Annotated in this window: 13 protein-coding genes and 5 pseudogenes; 11 read left to right on the top strand and 7 right to left on the bottom strand. The window is 66.0% G+C overall.

Translation table 11 applies throughout. The features are described 5' to 3' along the window. Positions 1 to 27 precede the first annotated feature (27 nt). Positions 28 to 234, bottom strand: a complete 207-nt coding sequence (locus AB0H61_RS08190) for a hypothetical protein (RefSeq protein WP_357300678.1) — start codon at positions 232 to 234, stop codon at positions 28 to 30. 72 nt (positions 235 to 306) lie between these two features. On the opposite strand from AB0H61_RS08190, the pseudogene AB0H61_RS08185 reads away from it, so the two are divergent. Together AB0H61_RS08185 and AB0H61_RS08180 are read left to right on the top strand one after the other, a co-directional pair. Then, positions 307 to 744: pseudogene (locus AB0H61_RS08185) on the top strand (integrase core domain-containing protein); the annotation flags it as partial. Positions 745 to 769: 25 nt separating this feature from the next. Then, a complete protein-coding gene (locus tag AB0H61_RS08180; RefSeq protein WP_357300677.1) occupies positions 770 to 1,342 on the top strand; it encodes a Tn3 family transposase in 573 nt (190 codons plus the stop codon). A gap of 43 nt (positions 1,343 to 1,385) precedes the next feature. Here the strand turns inward: AB0H61_RS08180 and AB0H61_RS08175 are convergent. Next, positions 1,386 to 1,730: pseudogene (locus AB0H61_RS08175) on the bottom strand (transposase); the annotation flags it as partial. Between AB0H61_RS08175 and AB0H61_RS08170 the strand changes: the two are divergent. Continuing rightward, positions 1,694 to 2,125 carry a transposase gene (locus AB0H61_RS08170; RefSeq protein WP_357300676.1) on the top strand — a complete coding sequence of 144 codons (432 nt, stop codon included), beginning with the start codon at positions 1,694 to 1,696 and terminating at the stop codon, positions 2,123 to 2,125. The pseudogene AB0H61_RS08175 and the gene AB0H61_RS08170 overlap by 37 nt on opposite strands. Here the strand turns inward: AB0H61_RS08170 and AB0H61_RS08165 are convergent. The 3 genes and pseudogenes from AB0H61_RS08165 to AB0H61_RS08155 form a co-directional block, all read right to left on the bottom strand. After that, a pseudogene (locus tag AB0H61_RS08165) lies at positions 2,052 to 2,966 on the bottom strand (transposase family protein); the annotation flags it as partial. The gene AB0H61_RS08170 and the pseudogene AB0H61_RS08165 overlap by 74 nt on opposite strands. 11 nt (positions 2,967 to 2,977) lie before the next feature. Then, positions 2,978 to 3,694 (bottom strand): response regulator transcription factor, encoded by a 717-nt coding sequence (locus tag AB0H61_RS08160; protein ID WP_357300674.1) that lies wholly within the window; start codon positions 3,692 to 3,694, stop codon positions 2,978 to 2,980. 143 nt (positions 3,695 to 3,837) lie between these two features. Next, a protein-coding gene (locus AB0H61_RS08155; protein ID WP_357300672.1) for an IS5 family transposase occupies positions 3,838 to 4,634 on the bottom strand; the annotation gives its coding sequence in 2 pieces (ribosomal slippage) (positions 3,838 to 4,292 and positions 4,292 to 4,634; 798 coding nt in all). Positions 4,635 to 5,800: 1,166 nt separating this feature from the next. Between AB0H61_RS08155 and AB0H61_RS08150 the strand changes: the two genes are divergently transcribed. The 8 genes and pseudogenes from AB0H61_RS08150 to AB0H61_RS08115 all read left to right on the top strand — a co-directional run. After that, on the top strand, positions 5,801 to 6,727 hold the full coding sequence (locus tag AB0H61_RS08150; protein WP_357300670.1) for an ABC transporter ATP-binding protein: 927 nt from the start codon (positions 5,801 to 5,803) through the stop codon (positions 6,725 to 6,727). Between the two features lie 95 nt (positions 6,728 to 6,822). Then, the gene (locus tag AB0H61_RS08145; protein WP_357300669.1) at positions 6,823 to 7,137 is read left to right on the top strand and encodes a hypothetical protein; all 315 of its coding nucleotides are present in this window, start codon (positions 6,823 to 6,825) and stop codon (positions 7,135 to 7,137) included. A gap of 15 nt (positions 7,138 to 7,152) precedes the next feature. Then, the gene (locus tag AB0H61_RS08140; RefSeq protein ID WP_357300667.1) at positions 7,153 to 8,346 is read left to right on the top strand and encodes a polyketide antibiotic transporter; all 1,194 of its coding nucleotides are present in this window, start codon (positions 7,153 to 7,155) and stop codon (positions 8,344 to 8,346) included. Positions 8,347 to 8,985: 639 nt separating this feature from the next. Next, the gene (gene istA / locus AB0H61_RS08135) at positions 8,986 to 10,227 is read left to right on the top strand and encodes an IS21 family transposase (protein ID WP_357300665.1); all 1,242 of its coding nucleotides are present in this window, start codon (positions 8,986 to 8,988) and stop codon (positions 10,225 to 10,227) included. Further along, positions 10,227 to 11,045, top strand: a complete 819-nt coding sequence (gene istB / locus AB0H61_RS08130) for an IS21-like element helper ATPase IstB (RefSeq protein ID WP_357300663.1) — start codon at positions 10,227 to 10,229, stop codon at positions 11,043 to 11,045. Before istA ends, istB begins: the two co-directional genes overlap by 1 nt. A gap of 408 nt (positions 11,046 to 11,453) precedes the next feature. Continuing rightward, positions 11,454 to 12,758 carry a Na+/H+ antiporter NhaA gene (gene nhaA, locus AB0H61_RS08125; RefSeq protein WP_357300661.1) on the top strand — a complete coding sequence of 435 codons (1,305 nt, stop codon included), beginning with the start codon at positions 11,454 to 11,456 and terminating at the stop codon, positions 12,756 to 12,758. A gap of 403 nt (positions 12,759 to 13,161) precedes the next feature. Next, positions 13,162 to 13,635: pseudogene (locus AB0H61_RS08120) on the top strand (Mur ligase family protein); the annotation flags it as partial. A 107-nt stretch (positions 13,636 to 13,742) separates the two neighbouring features. Continuing rightward, positions 13,743 to 14,110 (top strand): annotated as a pseudogene (locus tag AB0H61_RS08115) (peroxidase); the annotation flags it as partial. A gap of 111 nt (positions 14,111 to 14,221) precedes the next feature. Here AB0H61_RS08115 and AB0H61_RS08110 read toward each other — a convergent pair. Together AB0H61_RS08110 and AB0H61_RS08105 are read right to left on the bottom strand one after the other, a co-directional pair. After that, positions 14,222 to 15,394, bottom strand: a complete 1,173-nt coding sequence (locus AB0H61_RS08110; RefSeq protein ID WP_357300660.1) for a 2-oxo acid dehydrogenase subunit E2 — start codon at positions 15,392 to 15,394, stop codon at positions 14,222 to 14,224. Positions 15,395 to 15,423: 29 nt separating this feature from the next. After that, positions 15,424 to 17,754: a pyruvate dehydrogenase gene (locus tag AB0H61_RS08105; protein ID WP_357300659.1), complete on the bottom strand. Its 2,331-nt coding sequence runs from the start codon at positions 17,752 to 17,754 to the stop codon at positions 15,424 to 15,426. Between the last annotated feature and the right edge of the window lie 113 nt (positions 17,755 to 17,867).

Genomic DNA, 17,867 nt, shown 5'->3' with positions numbered 1-17,867 from the left:
GCACAGCCGAGTCGAGCGGCCGCGCCGCTACAGGTGCAGACGGCGCGGCCGGATCGAGAGTTCGGGCCAGACCACGATGTAGGCGGTGTAGATCGCCAGCAGCAGTGTCAACGTACCGGCGAAGCCGATGGCGCCAGCGCGGATGGTGGCGCCATCGGCATGGGCCATGTGCCCGGCGATGATCGCCAGCAGAACCAGTCCGATGAAGATCAGGATCTCGGTGGAGGTCGGCATACGTGGTGGTTCTATTCCGTTCGGTTTCCAGTGGTGGATTGTTCGGGAACCACTTCAGCTGATCCGTTGTGTCAGTTCGACGCGACGCAGGACGGGCGCCCGATGAAGATCGTCTCGATCGTCGACGAACACACTCGCGAATGCTTGGCCGGGTTGGTAGAGCGTTCGATCACCGCTGATCGATTGACGAGAAACTCGACCGGATCGCCCGTCGGCCGGGTTTACCCGGCGGCGTTGCGTTGCGACAACGAACCGGAACTGGCGTGCGCGGGCATGCGGGATTCGGCCGGTGAGCGTGTCGATTTGGCGTTCATCCCGCCCGGTCAGCCTTGGCGCAACGGCTACATCGAATCGTTCAACGGCCGCTTGCGCGACGAATGCTTAAACATCAACAGTTTCTGGTCGTTGACCCACGCCCGCGTCGTGATCAGCGACTGGAAATCCGACTACAACCACCACCGCAGACACTCAGACCTGGGGCACCGAACCCCAGGGGGACACATGCGCTAACCACAGAGATCGACCTGCGGAAACGGTGAGGATCGGAGCCCGTGGTCCTGGTCGAGGCCGCGCAGGAACGGATCGAGTTCGGGTAGCCGGGCTCGCGGACCTGCTTCATCCCGCGCTGTGCCTGGGAACGGCCGAGTCGGAATCGATCCTGCGGCGATTCACCCGCGGCGGCCCGAAACACCCCACCTATCAGGCCCTCGAAGAGCTGGGAAGGGCAGTGCGCACAATCTTCGCCTGCGGCTTTCTCGCCCCGGAAGAACTGCGGCGGGAGATCAACAGCGGATTGCAAGTGGTAGAGAACTGGAACTCCGCCAACACCGTCGTGTTCTACGGCAAGGATTCCCAGCTCACCGGGGCCGACCGCGAACACACGGAGGTGTCGATGCTCGCGCTGCACCTGCTCCAATCGGCGATCGTGCACATCAATACCCTTCTGCTACAAACCGTCCTGGAGAATTCGGAATTTCACGACCTGATCGGCGACAACGAACGCCGCGCGCTGAGCCCCCTGTTCTGGTCGAATATCAATCCTTACGGTCGATTCCGGCTCGATATGAACACCCGCCTGGACCTCACCCGGGAACGAGCCGCAGGCTGAAGGCTCAATCGAGGTCGAAGAAGACCTCCGATCTCGCGAAGTGTCAAGCTGCGGTGGGCTTTGCAGTCATTGTCGGTGTTCCGAATGCCTTGATCGGGTCGTAGATTTGTCCGGTTTGTAGGCAGTGGTAGAGCTGTCCGAGCAGCCGGTTGAACAGGTGCCGCAGGGCGGCGGCGTGCCGGTCGCCTCGGGCGCGACGGTTGTCGTAGTGATCTCGGACTGGCCCGCTCCTGGGAAGGTTCGCCATTGCCCATAGGAAGCCCAGGGCGTTGAGCCGGTCGTTCTTGACGATTCGGCGGGTGATGGAGATGCTGCGCCCCGAGGCGCGCGTGACTGGCGCCGATCCGGCGTATGCCACGAGGGCGCGGGCGTCGGACCGCCGGCGCCGCCAGGTTCCGGTCCTCGGCCGCGTTCGCCATGCACGCCGGAACAGCACCGATACCCGTCTGGACCGGCAACCGCACCCGATTAGGCCTCAACCGCGGCGGCAACCGGCAACTCAACGCCGCCCTCCACCGGATCGCGGTCACCCAGCTACGCACCCATCCACCCGCCCGCGCGCTGGTCGAACGACGAACCGCGCGCGGCAGCTCCAAAACCGAAGCACTGCGAGTACTCAAACGCCATCTCGCCGACGTCGTCTACCACCGACTCCAGCAAACCAAGCCCCACACCACTTGCCACGAGGCCGCAGCTTGGTCCGTCCACCCAGGCCCTCGTGCGGCTGGCCGTGGTAGCAGGCGACGGCCAACGCCATCCACCGCTGCAACTCACCCAGGGTGAGAACGGCTTTCGCGTCACTGTCGTAGCCGCCGCGGTCACAGGTGTTGGAGAAGGTGGTGCCGGGCAGCTCGTGCACCATCGTCATCATCGTGCCGATCAAGCGCTCGATCACGCCGCCGAAATGCGGCTGTCCCAGCGGCCGGTAGTCCAAGCCGATGCCGTGCTGCTCGCAGCCGCGGCGCAGGGCCTCGCTCTTGAACTCGGTGGCGTTGTCCACATACAGCTGCACCGGTTTGCCGCTCATCGGCCACCCCGCGTTGACCTCGACGCGTTCCAGCCACGGGCGCTTGTCGATCGCCATGTGTGCCAAGCACAGTCCGACCGAGGTTGCCGACGGCGCTTCCAGCGTGATCACTAGCCCCGGCACGCACCGGGTGGCCTCGTCGATCGCCGCGGTCACATACGGGCGCCCGATCGGCAGCCGGTGAAGATCGTCGACCACGATCACATCCGCTGGAGTGTGATCGATCTGGACCCGCTCCAGCAGCCCTTCCACCGGCGGGGTGGATCCGCCGGCCGCGCGGCGTGCGCGGGCCGCGTCGGTGCCCTGGCGGGCGGTGGTGGCCTTGACCGGGTCCAATCGGCGGATCCGGCGCGTGACCGCCGACCGCGACGGCGGCTTGAATCCGGCGATCCGGCACTCCCGGGTGATCTCTCGGCAGATCACAGTCACCGACCGTTTCTGCCTGGTCAGGTACCGGGTTCGCAGGACCTTGCGGATGATCTGTTCGACCTCGTCGGGCAGCCGGGCGCCGCCGCGGCCGCCGGACGAGCGGCGCGGCAACAAGTCCGACGCCACTCCCTCGCCCGCACGCCAGCGCCGCACCAGCGCATACACCTGCTGCGGCCCGGTCAGGGTTGAGCGTCGAGACGATAGCCCAGGCCGCGGACGGTGATGATGATGCGCGGATCGGACGGATCTCGTTCGATCTTGGTGCGCAGCCTGCGCAGATGGACATCGACGATGCGTTCGTCGCCAAAGAACCCGCGATCCCAGATCCGCTCGAGCAGTATCTGGCGGCTGAGGACTCGGCTGGGATTCTCGGCCAATTCACACAACATCCGGAATTCGGTCACCGTCAAATGCAGTTCCGCCCCATTGCAGCGGACCGTGCCGCGCTCAGGCGACAGGATCACGCGGTGATGGGGATCGCCATCCAGGATCACGTCTGCGGGCGCGCCTCGGCCCAGTTCTGCGGTTCGCGCCGATCGTCGCCGCAGTGCCCGCATACGGGCGGTGATTTCTTTGACTTCGAAAGGCTTGGTCACGAAGTCGTCGGCGCCGGCCTCCAAAGCTGCTACCACATCGTGGGTGTCATCGCGTGCGCTGACCACGATGATCGGGACATCGTGGTCGCGACGGATCTCACGTATGCATGTGAAACCATCCATCGCGCCCAGCATGAGATCGATGATCATGACGTTGGGAGCGCCGAAATCACGCAGGTGCAACAGTGCGGCCTCTGCTTCTCCGGCTTCGGTGACGTGATATCCCTCGTCCTCCATCGCGAGGCGCAGAGCTGTTCGGACACGGTCGTCGTCCTCCACGATCACCAATTGTGTACTCATGATTCCCTTCGGGCTACCCGCCGCCGACGGCCTCGTCGCCGGTGATCGCTTGTCGATCTACCCGTTCGGGTTGGTTGCGAAACCGGCCGACCATGGTGGTATTCGTCACGTAGGTGACTGTAAATCCGCGGACCTTAGAGCACCTATCGGGTTCGGTTGCTGAGTCGTCGCCAGCAGATGAGGGCGGCTGCGAGGTTGAGGAATCCGTGGTGGATGTCGGGGCGACGTTCCCAGCGGGTGGCCAGACGACGGAATTGATGGAGCAGGGCGAGGGATTGTTCGACGACCCACCGGCCCGAAACCTTGTCGCGGGTACCGCGGCGCGGGATGTGACCGGTGATGCCTCGTCGCCGCAGTTCGTCGTGGACGCAGGGATAGTCGTAGCCCTTGTCCGCCATCAGGGTGGTGATCCGTCGACGCGGCCGGCCGGGCCGCCCGCGCAGCGGGGGGACCCTGTCGAGCAGTTCGGGCAGCATCAGATGGTCGTTGACGTTCGCGCCCGAGAGCGTGATCGCGAGCGGCAATCCATTGCCGCAGGTCAGGATATGGTGTTTCGAGCCGGTCTTGCGGCGGTCGACCGGGCCCGGGCCAGTATCAGGGCCCCTTTTTTCGCCCGCACATGCGAGCCGTCGGGAATGACCCGGTCGAAATCGATCAACCCAGCAGCGTGGCAGTGGGCGAGCATCGTCTCGTGCAGCGCCTCGAACACTCCGGCCTTCTGCCAATCGCGCACCCGGCGCCAGCAGGTCATCCCCGACCCGAAACCCAACTCCTGAGGCAGATCCTCCCAGCCGATCCCGGTGAACAGCACGAACAGGATTCCCTGCAACACTCGCCGGTCGTCCATCCGGGCCGGGCCCGGTGTCCCGGGCTCGCGGACCGGCAGTAGCGGTTCGATCACTGCCCACAACCGGTCATCCACGATCCACGGTGCCGCCACAACGAAACATCCTGCACTGCAACGACAGTCGATACCAACTCGCCGAACCTGTTAGGAGCTCTTAGAGTGCCGGGCGGGAAGCCCACGCGGTGAGCGCGGGAGCCGTGCCCCGCCTGGCTACCGAGATCCGAGTGGTAGCACGCGGTTTAGTCGTGTGTGCCGATGGAGGTGTTCGAATAGAGTATCGAACGCGCATTCGCAGCGCGTGCTGGTGATCGACGCGGAGAATCTGCCCGACCGGCTGCCTTGCCGCTGCCTGGTCGCGCGCGTCGACCCCGTGCACCCAGCAGCTGCGCGCGCGCCTGAAGGGGCGGACGAATTACGCATCGAAGCCCGCCGCTGATTTCCGACTCTGCCACAGCAGGGGCGGTTGTTCGGTGGATGATCCGCGAAAGATGTCGCTGTGCGACGGATATGAGGTTTCGTTCGCCGGTTGGCTCTGAAATAGATTGGTGTTCATGAAATTTCGGTTGGCGCTAGCGCTCGCTGAGGTTCCCCGTGTGATTTGAATGCCGCATCTACGGAGAAACGGTGAAAATTGTCATGTAACCGCACTGCCTGAACGAGCACGCCAGTGCCGAAGATTCCACCCTTCCGGCTGGCCCGCGCCATGCTGTGACTCTCGCTCATGCTGTCGACAGTGCTGGCCAGCCGGACCCTACCCTGGAGGCTCACCTTGCCGACGGCCACTGGGGAGAGCAGCAAGCGGTCAACTTGCTCTGGAGTTCTGTTCAGTCAGGTCGACATTATCCAATATCGGCGGTTGATCGTCACGAACTCGACTCCACCGAGCCGGCCGCACTCCATGAATCAGACATGCAACCGGACGCGGGAACGGCATCATCCCTCTCAGCCTGCCTAGCCGTCCTGAGTGTTCGTCAGGCGGTGTGCTCGGTGTCGGCAGCGTCCTGCCCGGATACCCGCCGTCGAAGCGCCCGCACACGGAGAGTGTCGTCGGTAGCTGCGGGGTAGGCTTCGGCGGGTTGATGCGGTTGGGATTCCATGGCCGATCGGCTCGAAGTGCTACGCGCTGTCGCCTCCCTTGCGCTTTGCCTTCGCGTCCGCTGGAAACCCGTGAGACGGCTCCTTTTCCGGAGTAGCCTGTTCGATAGGTGCGCCGGGAAGTCTGGTCGGCAGGTCAGTTCGCCGACAAGGAGAAGGCCCCCATGTCCACTGTTGCGGCGTTGTCCGCGCGCGCCCTCGATCCAAGCGCGGCCATCACGATCGAACATCTGTCGAAGCGGTTCGGTCGCACGCTCGCTGTCGATGACCTCAGTTTGCGAGTCTCACCCGGTGAAGTATTCGGATTTCTCGGGCCTAATGGCGCCGGGAAGTCGACCACGATCCGGCTGCTGCTCGGCCTGATCCGCCCCACCGCAGGGGTGGCGCGCGTGTTCGGTGACCTCGCGGGCGACGTTCGTGCGGCCCACCGCCACCTGGCCTACGTGCCCGCCGACGTCGCGCCGTGGCCGTCGTTGACCGGAGCCGAGATCCTCGAGCTGCTCGCCCGCGTCGGCCCTGGAATCGATGCGGCGTATCGCGGCGAGCTGATCGACCGTTTCGCGCTCGAACTCGACAAGCCGGGCAAGGCGTATTCGACTGGCAATCGTCAGAAGGTCGCCTTGGTCGCCGCGTTCGCCACTCGCGCACCTCTGCTGGTTCTCGATGAACCGACCATTGGGCTGGATCCGTTGATGGAGCGGGAATTTCGCCGGTGCGTCGGCGAGGCGCGTGAGCGGGGTCAAACGGTGTTCCTGAGCTCGCATCAGCTCGGGGAGGTCGAAGCGCTGTGTGATCGGGTCGGAATTCTGCGGGCCGGTCGTCTGGTCGAGATCGCGGCATTGGCGGACCTGCGCCGCCTGCAGCGCACTGTCGTGGAAGTCTCCTATCGAGGCGGCGCGCCGTCACTGGATGGTGTGGAGGGGGTCGCGGCCGCCGAACGACTCGATGGCAGTCGTGTGCGGTTCACCCTGTCCGGACCGCCCGCGCCGGCGCTACGGGCACTGGCCGCGTCCGAGGCGACCGCCCTTTCGCTGCGTGAGCCCAGCCTCGAGGAGATCTTCCTCGACTACTACGGCGAGGACGAGCGATGACCACCGCAGTCCGGACAGAGGTGAGGCACGCACCGGCACCCGGCCGGGCTATCGAATGGCTCACCGCGCGGCAGATCCGGCGAGGAGCGGTTCTCGTGGCAGTCACCGCGGCGGGAATGTCTGCCCTCGTCGCCAGTCAGTATCAGACCACCTTCGCCGATGCCATCGACACCAACGCCATCCGCGCATTGGCCGAAAACCCTGCTATCCGAGTCCTTTTCGGAACCCCACGCGCGCTCGACGACCCCGGTGGGTTCACCGTGTGGCGAACCGGTACCCCCGTCCTGGTACTCAGCGGTGTCTGGGCGCTGCTGGCCGCCACTCGCGTCACCCGTGGAGAAGAGGATGCCGGGCGCTGGGACCTGCTCCTCGGCGGAGCTGTGCGCGCGGTAGATCTGCTGGTGCGGTGACTGGTCACCTTTGCCATGGCGGCCCTCCTGATCACGACGGGCGTGGGGGTGGCGTTGATCCTGACCGGCACCGATCCCGCCGGAGCGATCGTGCACGCCTTCTGCGTGTTCGGCACTGTCGTCGTCTTCAGCTGCGCTGGACTGTTCGCCGCGCAACTGCTGCCCTCCCGGGCCGCGGCAGCGGGATTCTCCGGCGCGGTCCTGGGCGTGTGTCTGCTGCTGCGGATGCTCGCCGATGGTGTGTCCGAGCTCGCCTGGACCGCGTGGGTCACACTGTTCGGGCTCGTTGCCCGCGCCGCGCCCTATGCGGGCAACCGCTATAAGCCGCTGCTGGTGCTGGTGGCTGTCGGTGTTGCGTTCGCGGTCGCCGCGTTGGCGGCTGCCCGTAACCGCGACCTCGGCGGCGCCCTGATCGGTCTTCCGGCTACCCGTCCTGCGCGCACTCGGCTGCTGGGTTCGATGAGTGCCTTCGCGCTGCGGCGGGCGGTCATGCCGACGATGGCGTGGTCGATCGGTATCGCGACCTACTTCCTGCTGATCGGTGCGTTGATCTCCTCGATCCTGGAGTTCTTCGAGGGCAATGCCCGCTTCGCCGAGCTCGCGGCGTCGGCTGGATTCGCAGGCCTCGATTCGGCCACCGGTTTCGCCGCGGCGATGTTCGGCTTGCTCGCGATTCCGGTCGGGCTCTACTGCGTGACCAGGCTCGCGGCCATGGCCGCGGACGAGAAGGCGCGGCGCTGGACTGTGCTGCATGCCCTGCCGGTGCCCAGGTATCGCATCGCAGCCGCGGAGATCGCGGTGACCGTGGCGGGATCGTTCGTCCTGTTGATCACCGCGGCTGTCGCGATGTGGAGCGGCGCTGCACTGACCGGCGCGCCGCTTCGGTTCGACGCTGCCCTCGCCGGAGCGATCAACGTAGCCCCGATCGCCCTGCTGGGGCTGGGCGCCGCGATGCTCGCGCTGGGTTGGTATCCGGCCGCGGTCGGGCCGGTCGGCGCACTCCCCGTCGCCGGAGGCTTCCTGCTCGACGTCATCGCCCGAAGCATCCGAGCACCGGCATGGCTGATCAATGTCTCGCCCTTCGCTCACCTGTCTGCCGTTCCCGACACCGGACCGGCTTGGGTCGCCAGCCTTGTGCTCCTCGCGATCGCGGCGATCCTGACAGCGATAGGCCTGCTCGGCTACACACGCCGCGATCTCGATACCTGAACGCCGAGCACGCTCGCGCAGACCTGCGGTGCGAGACCCTGACTGCACGCCGACATCACAAGCCGAACTCGGGGCCAGAGCCGGGTCACCGGACATCGAACGACAGATCCGGCGGACGGGCACCTCGGGGACTCCATCGAGGGGACCCCGCAAGCTTGACACGACGACCGTCACGAGCAGTAGGCACAACACGACGGGATCGAATTCGCTACCGTCTTCTACGGAGCCGACCACAATAGCGGCTCGTTCTTATGGCTCGCCCATGGGCTTCGACGATCGGGCGCCAACCATATCGCCCTGCCCTGCCTCGACCACCTCAGCGGACAACGACGTCCGTGACGCGAGCCGCTGCTCGACCATCTGAAACCGATCGACACACATGTTGTGTCTGAGACAAATGAGTCAGGAGTCGGCCAGGCGAGGTCATGATCCTCGGCTACCCACCCATCAGTCGACTGTCACCGACCTGATGGCCGAGTACCCCCAGCAGCCCCTTGCTCCCTCCGTAGGTGGTGCGTGTCTCGCCGTGCCACACGCCCGTGATGTCGACAGCACGTGAATACTGACCCCCGCGTGGCATCTGAATTTTGACCCCTTTGGTCGGGACCCTGGCTCTAACCGAGCCAGGAGGACGAAGGGATGCTTGCCGTGGAGGTTTGGGCTGAGATTCGTCGTTTGCACCGGTCAGAGGGTGTGCCGATCAAGGCGATTGCCCGGCTGATGGGTGTGTCTCGCAATACCGTGCGGGCCGCTTTGGCCTCGGATCGGCCGCCGAAATACGAGCGTCCGGCCAAGGGGTCGATAGTGGATGCGGTCGAGCCGCAGATCCGCGAGTTGCTGAAGACCTATCCCACGATGCCGTCGACGGTGATCGCGGAACGGATCGGCTGGACCCGGTCGGTGCGGGTGTTGTCGGGCCGGGTCGCTGAGCTGCGCCCGGCGTATCTGCCGCCGGACCCGGCCTCGCGGACGGCGTATGCCGCAGGCGAGATCGCTCAGTGTGATTTCTGGTTCCCGCCGATCAATCTGCCGGTCGGGTTCGGGCAGGTCCGCGGCCCGAAACAGCTGCCCGTTCTGACGATGGTGCTGGGGTATTCGCGGTGGCTGATGGCGCTGTTGATCCCGACCCGGCATGCCGAAGATCTGTTCGCTGGCTGGTGGGCCCATATTGACCGGTTGGGTTCGGTGCCAAGGGTTTTGGTATGGGACGGCGAGGGAGCGATCGGCCGCTGGCGCGGCGGGCGCAGTGAACTCACCAAAGAATGCCAAGCCTTCCGGGGAACGCTGGGTGCGAAGGTGATCGTCTGCAAGCCGGCGGATCCGGAAGCGAAAGGCATCATCGAACGCGCCCACGACTACCTGGAACGCTCGTTCCTGCCGGGCCGAACATTCACCGGCCCAGACGATTTCAACCTCCAGCTCGGCGAGTGGCTGGCGCTGGTGAACACCCGGACGCGTCGGGCGCTGGGCTGCGCCCCGGTCGACCGGGTGGGCGCGGACCGGCAGGCGATGCTCACACTTGCACCGGTGCCGCCGGAGATCGGATGGCGGCGTTCGGGCCGACTACCCCGAGATCACTACATTCGCTTGGACTCCAACGACTATTGGGTGCATCCGGCGGTGATCGGTCGCCGCATCGAGATCGTCGCCGACCTGGACCGTGTCCGGGTGCACTCCGGTGGCCGGATCGTCGCCGATCACGAGCGGATCTGGGCCCGGCATCAAACCATTTCCGATCCAGCTCATGTCGAGGCAGCGAAGGTGTTGCGGCGCGGCCGGATCGGCGTGCTGCGACCAGCGCCGGAGCCCGAGGTCGAGCAACGCGCCCTGACCGACTACGACGCTGCGCTCGGCGTCGATATCGAAGGCGGGGTGGCCTGATGCCCGCACAAACCAGGACCACCACCGCCAAAACATCAACGACCACACGAGATTTCACGGCTGAGTTGAACTTCCTGACCCGCGCGTTGAAAGCGCCGTCGCTGCGCGAAGCCGCGCAACGGCTGCCCGAACGCGCCCGCGCCGAGAACTGGAGCCATGAGGAATTCCTCGTCGCCTGCCTGCAACGGGAGGTCTCCGCGCGTGAGTCCCATGGTGGCGAAGGCCGCATCCGCTCGGCTCGGTTCCCCTACCGGAAATCCCTGGAGGAATTCGACTTCGGACACGCCCGCGGACTCAAACGCGACGTGATCGCCCACCTGGGCACCCTCGACTTCGTCACCGCGAAGGAGAACGTCGTGTTCCTGGGCCCGCCCGGCACCGGCAAGACTCACCTGGCCATCGGGCTGGCGATCCGGGCGTGTCAGGCCGGGCACCGGGTCGCGTTCGCCACCGCCGCCGAATGGGTGTCGCGGCTGGCCGAGGCCCACCACGCGGGACGGTTACAGGCCGAGCTGATCAAGCTCGGCCGCTACCCGCTTTTGGTGGTGGACGAAGTCGGCTACATCCCGTTCGAGAACGAGGCCGCCAACCTGTTCTTCCAGCTGGTCTCCTCCCGCTACGAACGAGCAAGTCTGATCGTGACCAGCAACAAGGTCTTCGGCCGCTGGGGAGAAGTGTTCGGCGACGACGTCGTGGCCGCCGCGATGATCGACCGCCTCGTCCACCATGCCGAGGTCATAGCACTCAAAGGCGACAGCTACCGGCTCAAGGACCGCGACCTCGGCCGCGTCCCCGCCGCCGGCACAACTGAAGACTGAAACCATCAACCCACCCGGCCGAAGGGGTCACAATTCGTTTGCCGAGAAGTGTCCAGGATTGGTGTTCCGTTGACACGTGACCGGCGACGTCTCGAAGGGTGCTCACGTCGCGCTGTCGGCTGCAGAAGCCGGACCCGGATTTGCGGGCACCAGGCATTTACGGCATCTTTACGGGTGGAGCGCCGGGAAGTCTGGTCGGCAAACCTGCCCTGACCGGGTCAGGCCGTCGACGATAGGTGCTCGAGTGACTGGAAGCTTCGATGCGTTCAGGGGTCGGCCAGTCCGCCTGTCTGCACTGGATCATCATCCTCGGGCGCCATGCGACTCGTTCGAATTCGCACACCGATTCTCTTTGTGATCGGTGGTGGCCCCGTAATTCGTCCGTGTCGAAAGGCTCCCATGTCAGACATGCGTTCCCCCGAACCGCGACTACGACTCTTCGCCCCAGGTAGCTGGCCCGAGTCCCGTCGGATCGCCGCGGTCTTGCGCAAAGAAACCGTCGGTGGTGTCCTGCTCATCGTCGCTGCGGCCATCGGACTGATCTGGGCCAACACGCCCTGGTCGAACGCCTACTACACCCTGCGCGACACCCACCTTGGGCCGTCGAGTCTGCACCTGAACCTGTCCCTGGGTACCTGGGCCGCAGACGGACTACTGGCCATCTTCTTCTTCGTCGTCGGGCTCGAACTCAAACGCGAATTCATCGCCGGTGACCTGAGAGACCCACGCCGAGCCGCTTTGCCGGTCGTCGCGGCGATCGGCGGCATGATCGGCCCCGCCATGATCTTCGCCGTCATCAACCTCGGCGACGATGGCGGCGCGCTCAACGGTTGGGCGATCCCCACCGCCACCGACATCGCCTTCGCGCTGGCGGTGTTGGCTGTGATCAGCACGCACCTGCCTACTGCTCTGCGGACGTTCCTGCTCACCCTCGCGGTTGTCGACGACCTCTTGGCGGTCACCGTGATTGCCATCTTCTACACCGACGACCTCAACATCACCTATCTCGGGCTTGCCGCGATCCCGTTCACCGCCTTCGCCATCGCGGTCAATACACGACTCAATGCGGTCTGGATTCTCGTCCCGCTCGCCATTCTCACCTGGTGGCTGATCCATCAATCCGGGGTGCACGCTACCGTCGCGGGCGCGCTGCTCGGCTTCACCGTCCCGGTGACCCAGACCGCCAGCAGCGCCGGACCCGACACGGACAAAGGGCTCGCCGAACGATTCGAACACCGAATCCGCCCGCTTTCAGCCGGTTTCGCGGTGCCGGTATTCGCCTTCTTCGCCGCAGGAGTCACCATCAGCGGACTCACCGGCCTCGTCAACTCCCTCGGTGACCGAGTAACGCTGGGCATCATCGTTGGCTTGGTCGCAGGCAAACTCGTCGGAATCACCGCCACGACCTACCTGACCGCCAAACTGACTCGCGCCGAACTCCATGACGACCTTGCCTGGATCGACGTCGCCGGAGTCGGGCTGCTCGGCGGAATCGGATTCACCGTGTCGCTGCTCATCGGCGAGCTCGCTTTCCCCGACGACACGCTACGCGGCGACCACGTCCGCATCGGCGTCCTGCTGGGCACCCTGACCGCCGCATTACTCGCGACGATCGTGCTCCGCATCCGCAATCGCACTTATCGGCTCATCGCCGAACACGAGGCCCGCGACGACGACCACGACGGTATACCCGACCTCTATCAGAAGCCTTGACACAGGCTCGGTTTGCCGGAGCGACGCCGGTTGCGTTAGAGAAATAGCCCCTCCACATCAACCTCGTTGCTGCGCCGAGAGCTCGGGAAGACCCGCCCCTTCTCACCACGAGCTTCCCCCGGTTCCTGCCCCGAATTCAGTCGCCAGCTCGGTGCAGTCACGCGCGGGTAGTGAGCCTCCGCGGTGAACTCGAATGTTTGCCATCCTGTGCACACACCTGTAGATCCGCCCGGGTCTCGGCGAGTTCAACGACCCGAACAATGCCCGCATCGACGCGCATTCTCGGGCTGGGACGGGTCAGCGGTTGCGTTTCCGCGCGGCGGGTCGCAGCCAGGAAAGGACTGCGGCGAACTCAGGGTCCGCGCACAGGATTACTCCCGTCAGGTGGAAGTCGCGAACTTAGCTGCCCGACACCTCCGGTGTCGCGGTCCTCAACGCCGACGACCCATTGGTCGCGGCCATGGCCGAGCACACCCGCGCCCAGGTCCTGCGATTCGGCACCGGCCCGGAGGCCGATGTGCGCGCCAGCGACATCACCCTCGACGCCAGCGCCCGCGCGCAGTTCACCTTGCGCCACGGTGACGACGCCGCACCGGTCACCCTCGGCGTGGTGGGTGAGCACCATGTGACCAACGCCCTCGACGCGGCTGCGCTGGCGTTGAGCGCCGGTGTCGTATTCGCCACCGTCACCGAAGGACTCAACGGCGCGTCGCTGGTGTCGGGCAGCCGGATGGAGATCACCGAACGCCCCGACGGGGTGACCGTGATCAACGACGCGTTCAACGCCTCACCGGAAAGCGTCGACGCCGCACTCCGGTCACTGGCCACCATCGCCGCCTCAACACGGCCCACCGTCGCAGTACTCGGAGAGATGCGTGAACTCGACACCACCGCACCCGGCCCTGCACGCCAGGAGCGGGCGTCGCGTCGCCGGCCTCGGCATCGACACCCTGATCACCGTCGGCGGCCACCACGCCGAACTCGCCGCTCACCGGGACCCGCGAATCCGACGAGTCCGATTTCGCGGCCGTCGACCCGGAACGGATTCCCGGTGATTCCGCCGTCGGCGCATATCGCGCGCGCCCACCCGCACCGATGAACGGGAGCGTTTCCCGCGCTGCGGCTGCAACTACGACGACGCGCCCGCCCCGGGCGCGCTGTCCAACTCGGGCCTGCTGTTCGCCGCCTACCAGCGCGACATCGAGGCCCAGTACCTTGCCGGTGCAGTGGCGGCTCGCCGAATTCGACGCGCTCAACGCGTGGATCGCCCCGATCGGGTCCGCGGTCTTCGCGATCCCGCCGGGGTGCCAGAGCCCGGCGGGTACCTGAGTCAGCCGATGTTCGAGGGCTGATCAGCGGCCAGTTCCGGTCCAGGAGTTCTGTACACTCTTGCCACACAACGGGCGATATGCCGGTCGACGAAATCCGGTTCAGGCTCTCTTCGAGCGGCGGTGTCGACCCTGTCACACCAGATCCGCTGGTGTGAAACCACTTTCGAGCCGCCCCTTGACCGCAGTGAGGAATCGCGCCGCGTCGGCGCCGTCGACGAGACGGTGGTCGTAGGTGATCGACAAATAGGCCATCGACCGGACGCCGATGCCGAGTTCGCCGTGCTGATCCGGCACGGGAACGACTCGATCGACAACGGCGCCGGTCCCCAGGATGCCTGTTTGCGGCTGGTTGATGATCGGGGTGTCGAAGAGGGCGCCGCGGCTGCCGGTGTTGGTGAGCGTGAACGTACCGCCTGCCAGCTCGCCAGGCGCGATCTTGCCGGTTCGGACGCGGTCGGCGCAGTCCGCGATGGCGACGGCGAGTGCCGCGATCCCGAGGCGGTGAGCGTCGCGGATCACCGGAACCATGAGGCCTTTGTCGCTGTCGACCGCGATTCCGAGATGGCACGACCGGTAGTAGATGGCCTCGGTGGCGTCGGCGTTCAGCGAGGCATTGAGGGTGGGGTGGCGCGCAAGCGCCTCGATCGTGGCCTTGGCGAAGAACGGCAGGAACGACAGCCTGCGGCCGGTACGACGGAAGAACTCGTCCTTGTGTGCCGAACGCAGGCGGGCGATCTCGGTGACATCGGCCTCCAAGGTCGTCGTCAATTGTGCTGATACCTGCAATGATTCGACCATGCGAGCCGCGATCGTCCGGCGGATCCTCGGCAACTTCTCCGTACGCGACAGCGTGCCATCGATCGCCTGTTCCGTACGGACCGGAGACGTTGTGTCTCGGGCCGGAGCCGCAGCCGGTGCCTCGGCGCGCACTTCGGGTCCTATGCCCGTCGGCGCAGGCGTGGCCGGTGCTGCCGCCAGAATGGGTGGCGCGGCTGCCGAAGCGGCCGGAGCAGCAGGCGCGGCTGCCGGAACGGGCGCGGCAGCCGCCGTAGATGTCACGGCAACGCGCGCAAGCGACGCGCCGACCGCGATGACATCGCCCTCCTCTGCCAGGATCTCGACGAGGATGCCGGAGACGGGTGCCGGAATCTCGGCGTCGACCTTGTCCGTGGCGACCTCGAGGAACGCCTCACCTGCCTCGACCTGCTCACCGGGCTGCACGAGCCACCGGCTGACCGTCGCTTCATCGATGGCGTCCCCGAGGCTGGGCATTGGGACTTCGTGGATTGCGGGGTCTGCGGTCATCGAGTCGGTCCTTGCGTTCGTAGATCTGATCAGAGCAGGTCGAGGGCAGCGCTGACGATGCTGTCGGTGTCGATGCCGTGGTAGCGGTACACCTCGTCGAGGGAGCCGACCTGCCCGAACCGTGTGACACCCAACGCCGTGTGGCGCACCCGATTGATTCCGGCCAGGAACGCGAGCGTGTGCGAGTGACCGTCGAGGACGGTGACCAGCGGGGTCGCGCGATCGGACGGAAACAGCTGGTCGAGGATCCAGGTCTGGCCGGCGCCACGGCCCTGGCGCGTTTGGAGCGCCTCGAACAGCAGACCGGGGCTGGTGATACAGAGCACGTTGGCGGGCACGCCGGACTGCGTCAGGCGTTCGGCGGCAGCCAGAGCCTCGGTCATGACCGCTCCCATCGCGGCAATGGTGACCCTGGCATCGTCACGCTGGATCAGCGCGTACCCGCCGGCCAAGACCTGCCGCCGACGGCGTTCCCGGGCTGCGGGATCCGCGGGGACCGCGGCCAGGGTTTGGTCGACGGGCCGGGTGGACAGCCGCAGGTAGGCCGAGGTGCCGTCGGGGCGTCCGAGTCGGTTGAGGCAGGCGAGCAGGGTCCACTCCACATCGATTGAGAATGCGGGTTCGTAACTGACGCAGCCGGGTTGTTCCAGGCCGATCGACGGCGTCGTGATGGACTGGTGTGCACCGCCTTCGGCGGCCAGGGTGATGCCGGATGGGGTGCCGACCAGAATGGATTGCCCGCCGGCGTAGATGCCGTACGACCACGGCTCCAGCGCGCGCTCGACGAACGGGTCGTAGACCACTCCGATCGGGAACAGCGGCTGTCCCCACCGGCTCCAGGTCGCGCCGAGCTCACCGATGAGTCCGACGAGGTTGGTTTCGGCGATGCCCAGCTCCATGTGCTGGCCGGTGGGTTTCTCGCGCCAGTGCAGGATGGTTTCGGCGTCGTCGGCGAACCAGTTGTGCCGTTCGGCCGACGACCAGACCCCGACCTTGTTGACCCACCCGGCCAGATTCGTCGTCGAACTCACATCCGGGCTCACGGTGACAACTCGTTTCGCGGCGTCGGGCGCGGCGCGGGTCAGGTCCAGCAGCACCCGCCCGAGGGCCGACTGGGTGTTCGCGGTCCCCTTCGGGGTGCGACCGAAATCGGACGGGATCGCCGGAGGTTGGGTCGCGGTGATCGGATCGCGGCGCAGCCGCTCCGCCGCGGCTCGGCACACGCGGGCGGGTCCGGTGTCGGCGTCGAAGCGCTGCCATGGGTGGTCTGGGTCCATGCCCAGCTCCTGTGCCAATTTGGCGTATTCCGCGATGCTCAGCAGCGAGGAGTGGTTCTGGGGGTGAGCTTGGGTAGGCAGGCCGTATCCCTTGATGGTGTAAGCGATGACGACGGTGGGTCGAGTGTCATCGATCTGCCGGTAGGCCGCCGACAATGCCGCGAGGTCGTGCCCGCCGAGGTTGCGGATTGCCGCGGTCAAAGTCCGGTCGTCGAGTGCGGCGATCAGCGTCGCGATCGCCGTGCTGTCGGGTCCGCTGCCGGGTAACCGGGTACGCAGCTCGCCGGCGTCGCAGCGCAGCAGCCGCTGGTATTCCGGGTTCGGCATGTCCAGAATGCGAGTTCGCAGCGCCGCCCCGCCGGGTCGGGCGAACAGCGATTCGAGCAATCGCCCGAATTTCACGGTGATCACCTGCCAGCCCGCGGCATCGAACATCTTCTCGACCCTGCTCGCGGCGATGTTGGGCACGACCCGGTCCAGGGATTGCCGGTTGAGATCGACGATCCAGACCACCTCGCCCAGATCGATGACGCCGGGGTCGAGGATCGCCTCCCAGACCGCGCCCTCGTCGAGTTCGGCGTCGCCGACCAGGGAGTACTGGCGACCGGTCCCGGCGCCACCACCGATGGTGTCGACATAGCGGCGTGCCATCGCACCCCAGATCGGTGCGGTCGCCCCGATACCGACCGAGCCGGTCGAGTAGTCCACGGTATCGGGATCCTTCGCGCGGCTCGGGTAGGACTGCAACCCACCGAAGGCGCGCAAGGTGGTCATGTACGACTCGTCGAGTTCGCCCAGCAGGTAGTTGATGCTGTGCAGGACCGGGGACGCGTGCGGCTTGACCGACACGCGGTCACCCGGCCGCAGATGCTCGAACCACAATGCGGTCATGATCGACACCATCGACGCGCATGACGCCTGATGGCCCCCGACCTTGAGCCCGCTCGGATTGGGCCGCACCCGATTGGCATGGTGGATCATCGCCGTGGACAGCCACAGCACTCGCTGCTGAATCTCCTCGAGCGCTTCGGTAGGCGGCACGCCGAAGGTCGCGGCTTCAGGATCGATGGCCGGGGCGTTCATCGGACTTCTCCTCGCAGGTCGATCGTTGCGGCCATGCGCAACGGGCTCTCGGTTCGGGTCGCGCTCTGGTAGAGATCCGGCCTGAGACTCGGGCGTTGTGCGTCCGAGTGGGG

It is taken from the genome of Nocardia sp. NPDC050710, assembly GCF_040654375.1.
GTDB lineage: Bacteria > Actinomycetota > Actinomycetes > Mycobacteriales > Mycobacteriaceae > Nocardia.
Note: the sequence above shows the minus strand (reverse complement) of the source record. Positions and strands in the feature narration are given on the sequence as shown.

Coding starts and splice junctions, on each gene's coding strand:
- istB (WP_357300663.1), top strand. CDS start 10,227: ATGCCCGCACAAACCAGGACCACCACCGCCAAAACATCAACGACCACA.
- istA (WP_357300665.1), top strand. CDS start 8,986: ATGCTTGCCGTGGAGGTTTGGGCTGAGATTCGTCGTTTGCACCGGTCA.
- AB0H61_RS08140 (WP_357300667.1), top strand. CDS start 7,153: ATGGCGGCCCTCCTGATCACGACGGGCGTGGGGGTGGCGTTGATCCTG.
- AB0H61_RS08150 (WP_357300670.1), top strand. CDS start 5,801: ATGTCCACTGTTGCGGCGTTGTCCGCGCGCGCCCTCGATCCAAGCGCG.
- AB0H61_RS08110 (WP_357300660.1), bottom strand. CDS start 15,394: ATGACCGCAGACCCCGCAATCCACGAAGTCCCAATGCCCAGCCTCGGG.
- nhaA (WP_357300661.1), top strand. CDS start 11,454: ATGCGTTCCCCCGAACCGCGACTACGACTCTTCGCCCCAGGTAGCTGG.
- AB0H61_RS08105 (WP_357300659.1), bottom strand. CDS start 17,754: ATGAACGCCCCGGCCATCGATCCTGAAGCCGCGACCTTCGGCGTGCCG.
- AB0H61_RS08170 (WP_357300676.1), top strand. CDS start 1,694: ATGCCACGAGGGCGCGGGCGTCGGACCGCCGGCGCCGCCAGGTTCCGG.
- AB0H61_RS08160 (WP_357300674.1), bottom strand. CDS start 3,694: ATGAGTACACAATTGGTGATCGTGGAGGACGACGACCGTGTCCGAACA.
- AB0H61_RS08190 (WP_357300678.1), bottom strand. CDS start 234: ATGCCGACCTCCACCGAGATCCTGATCTTCATCGGACTGGTTCTGCTG.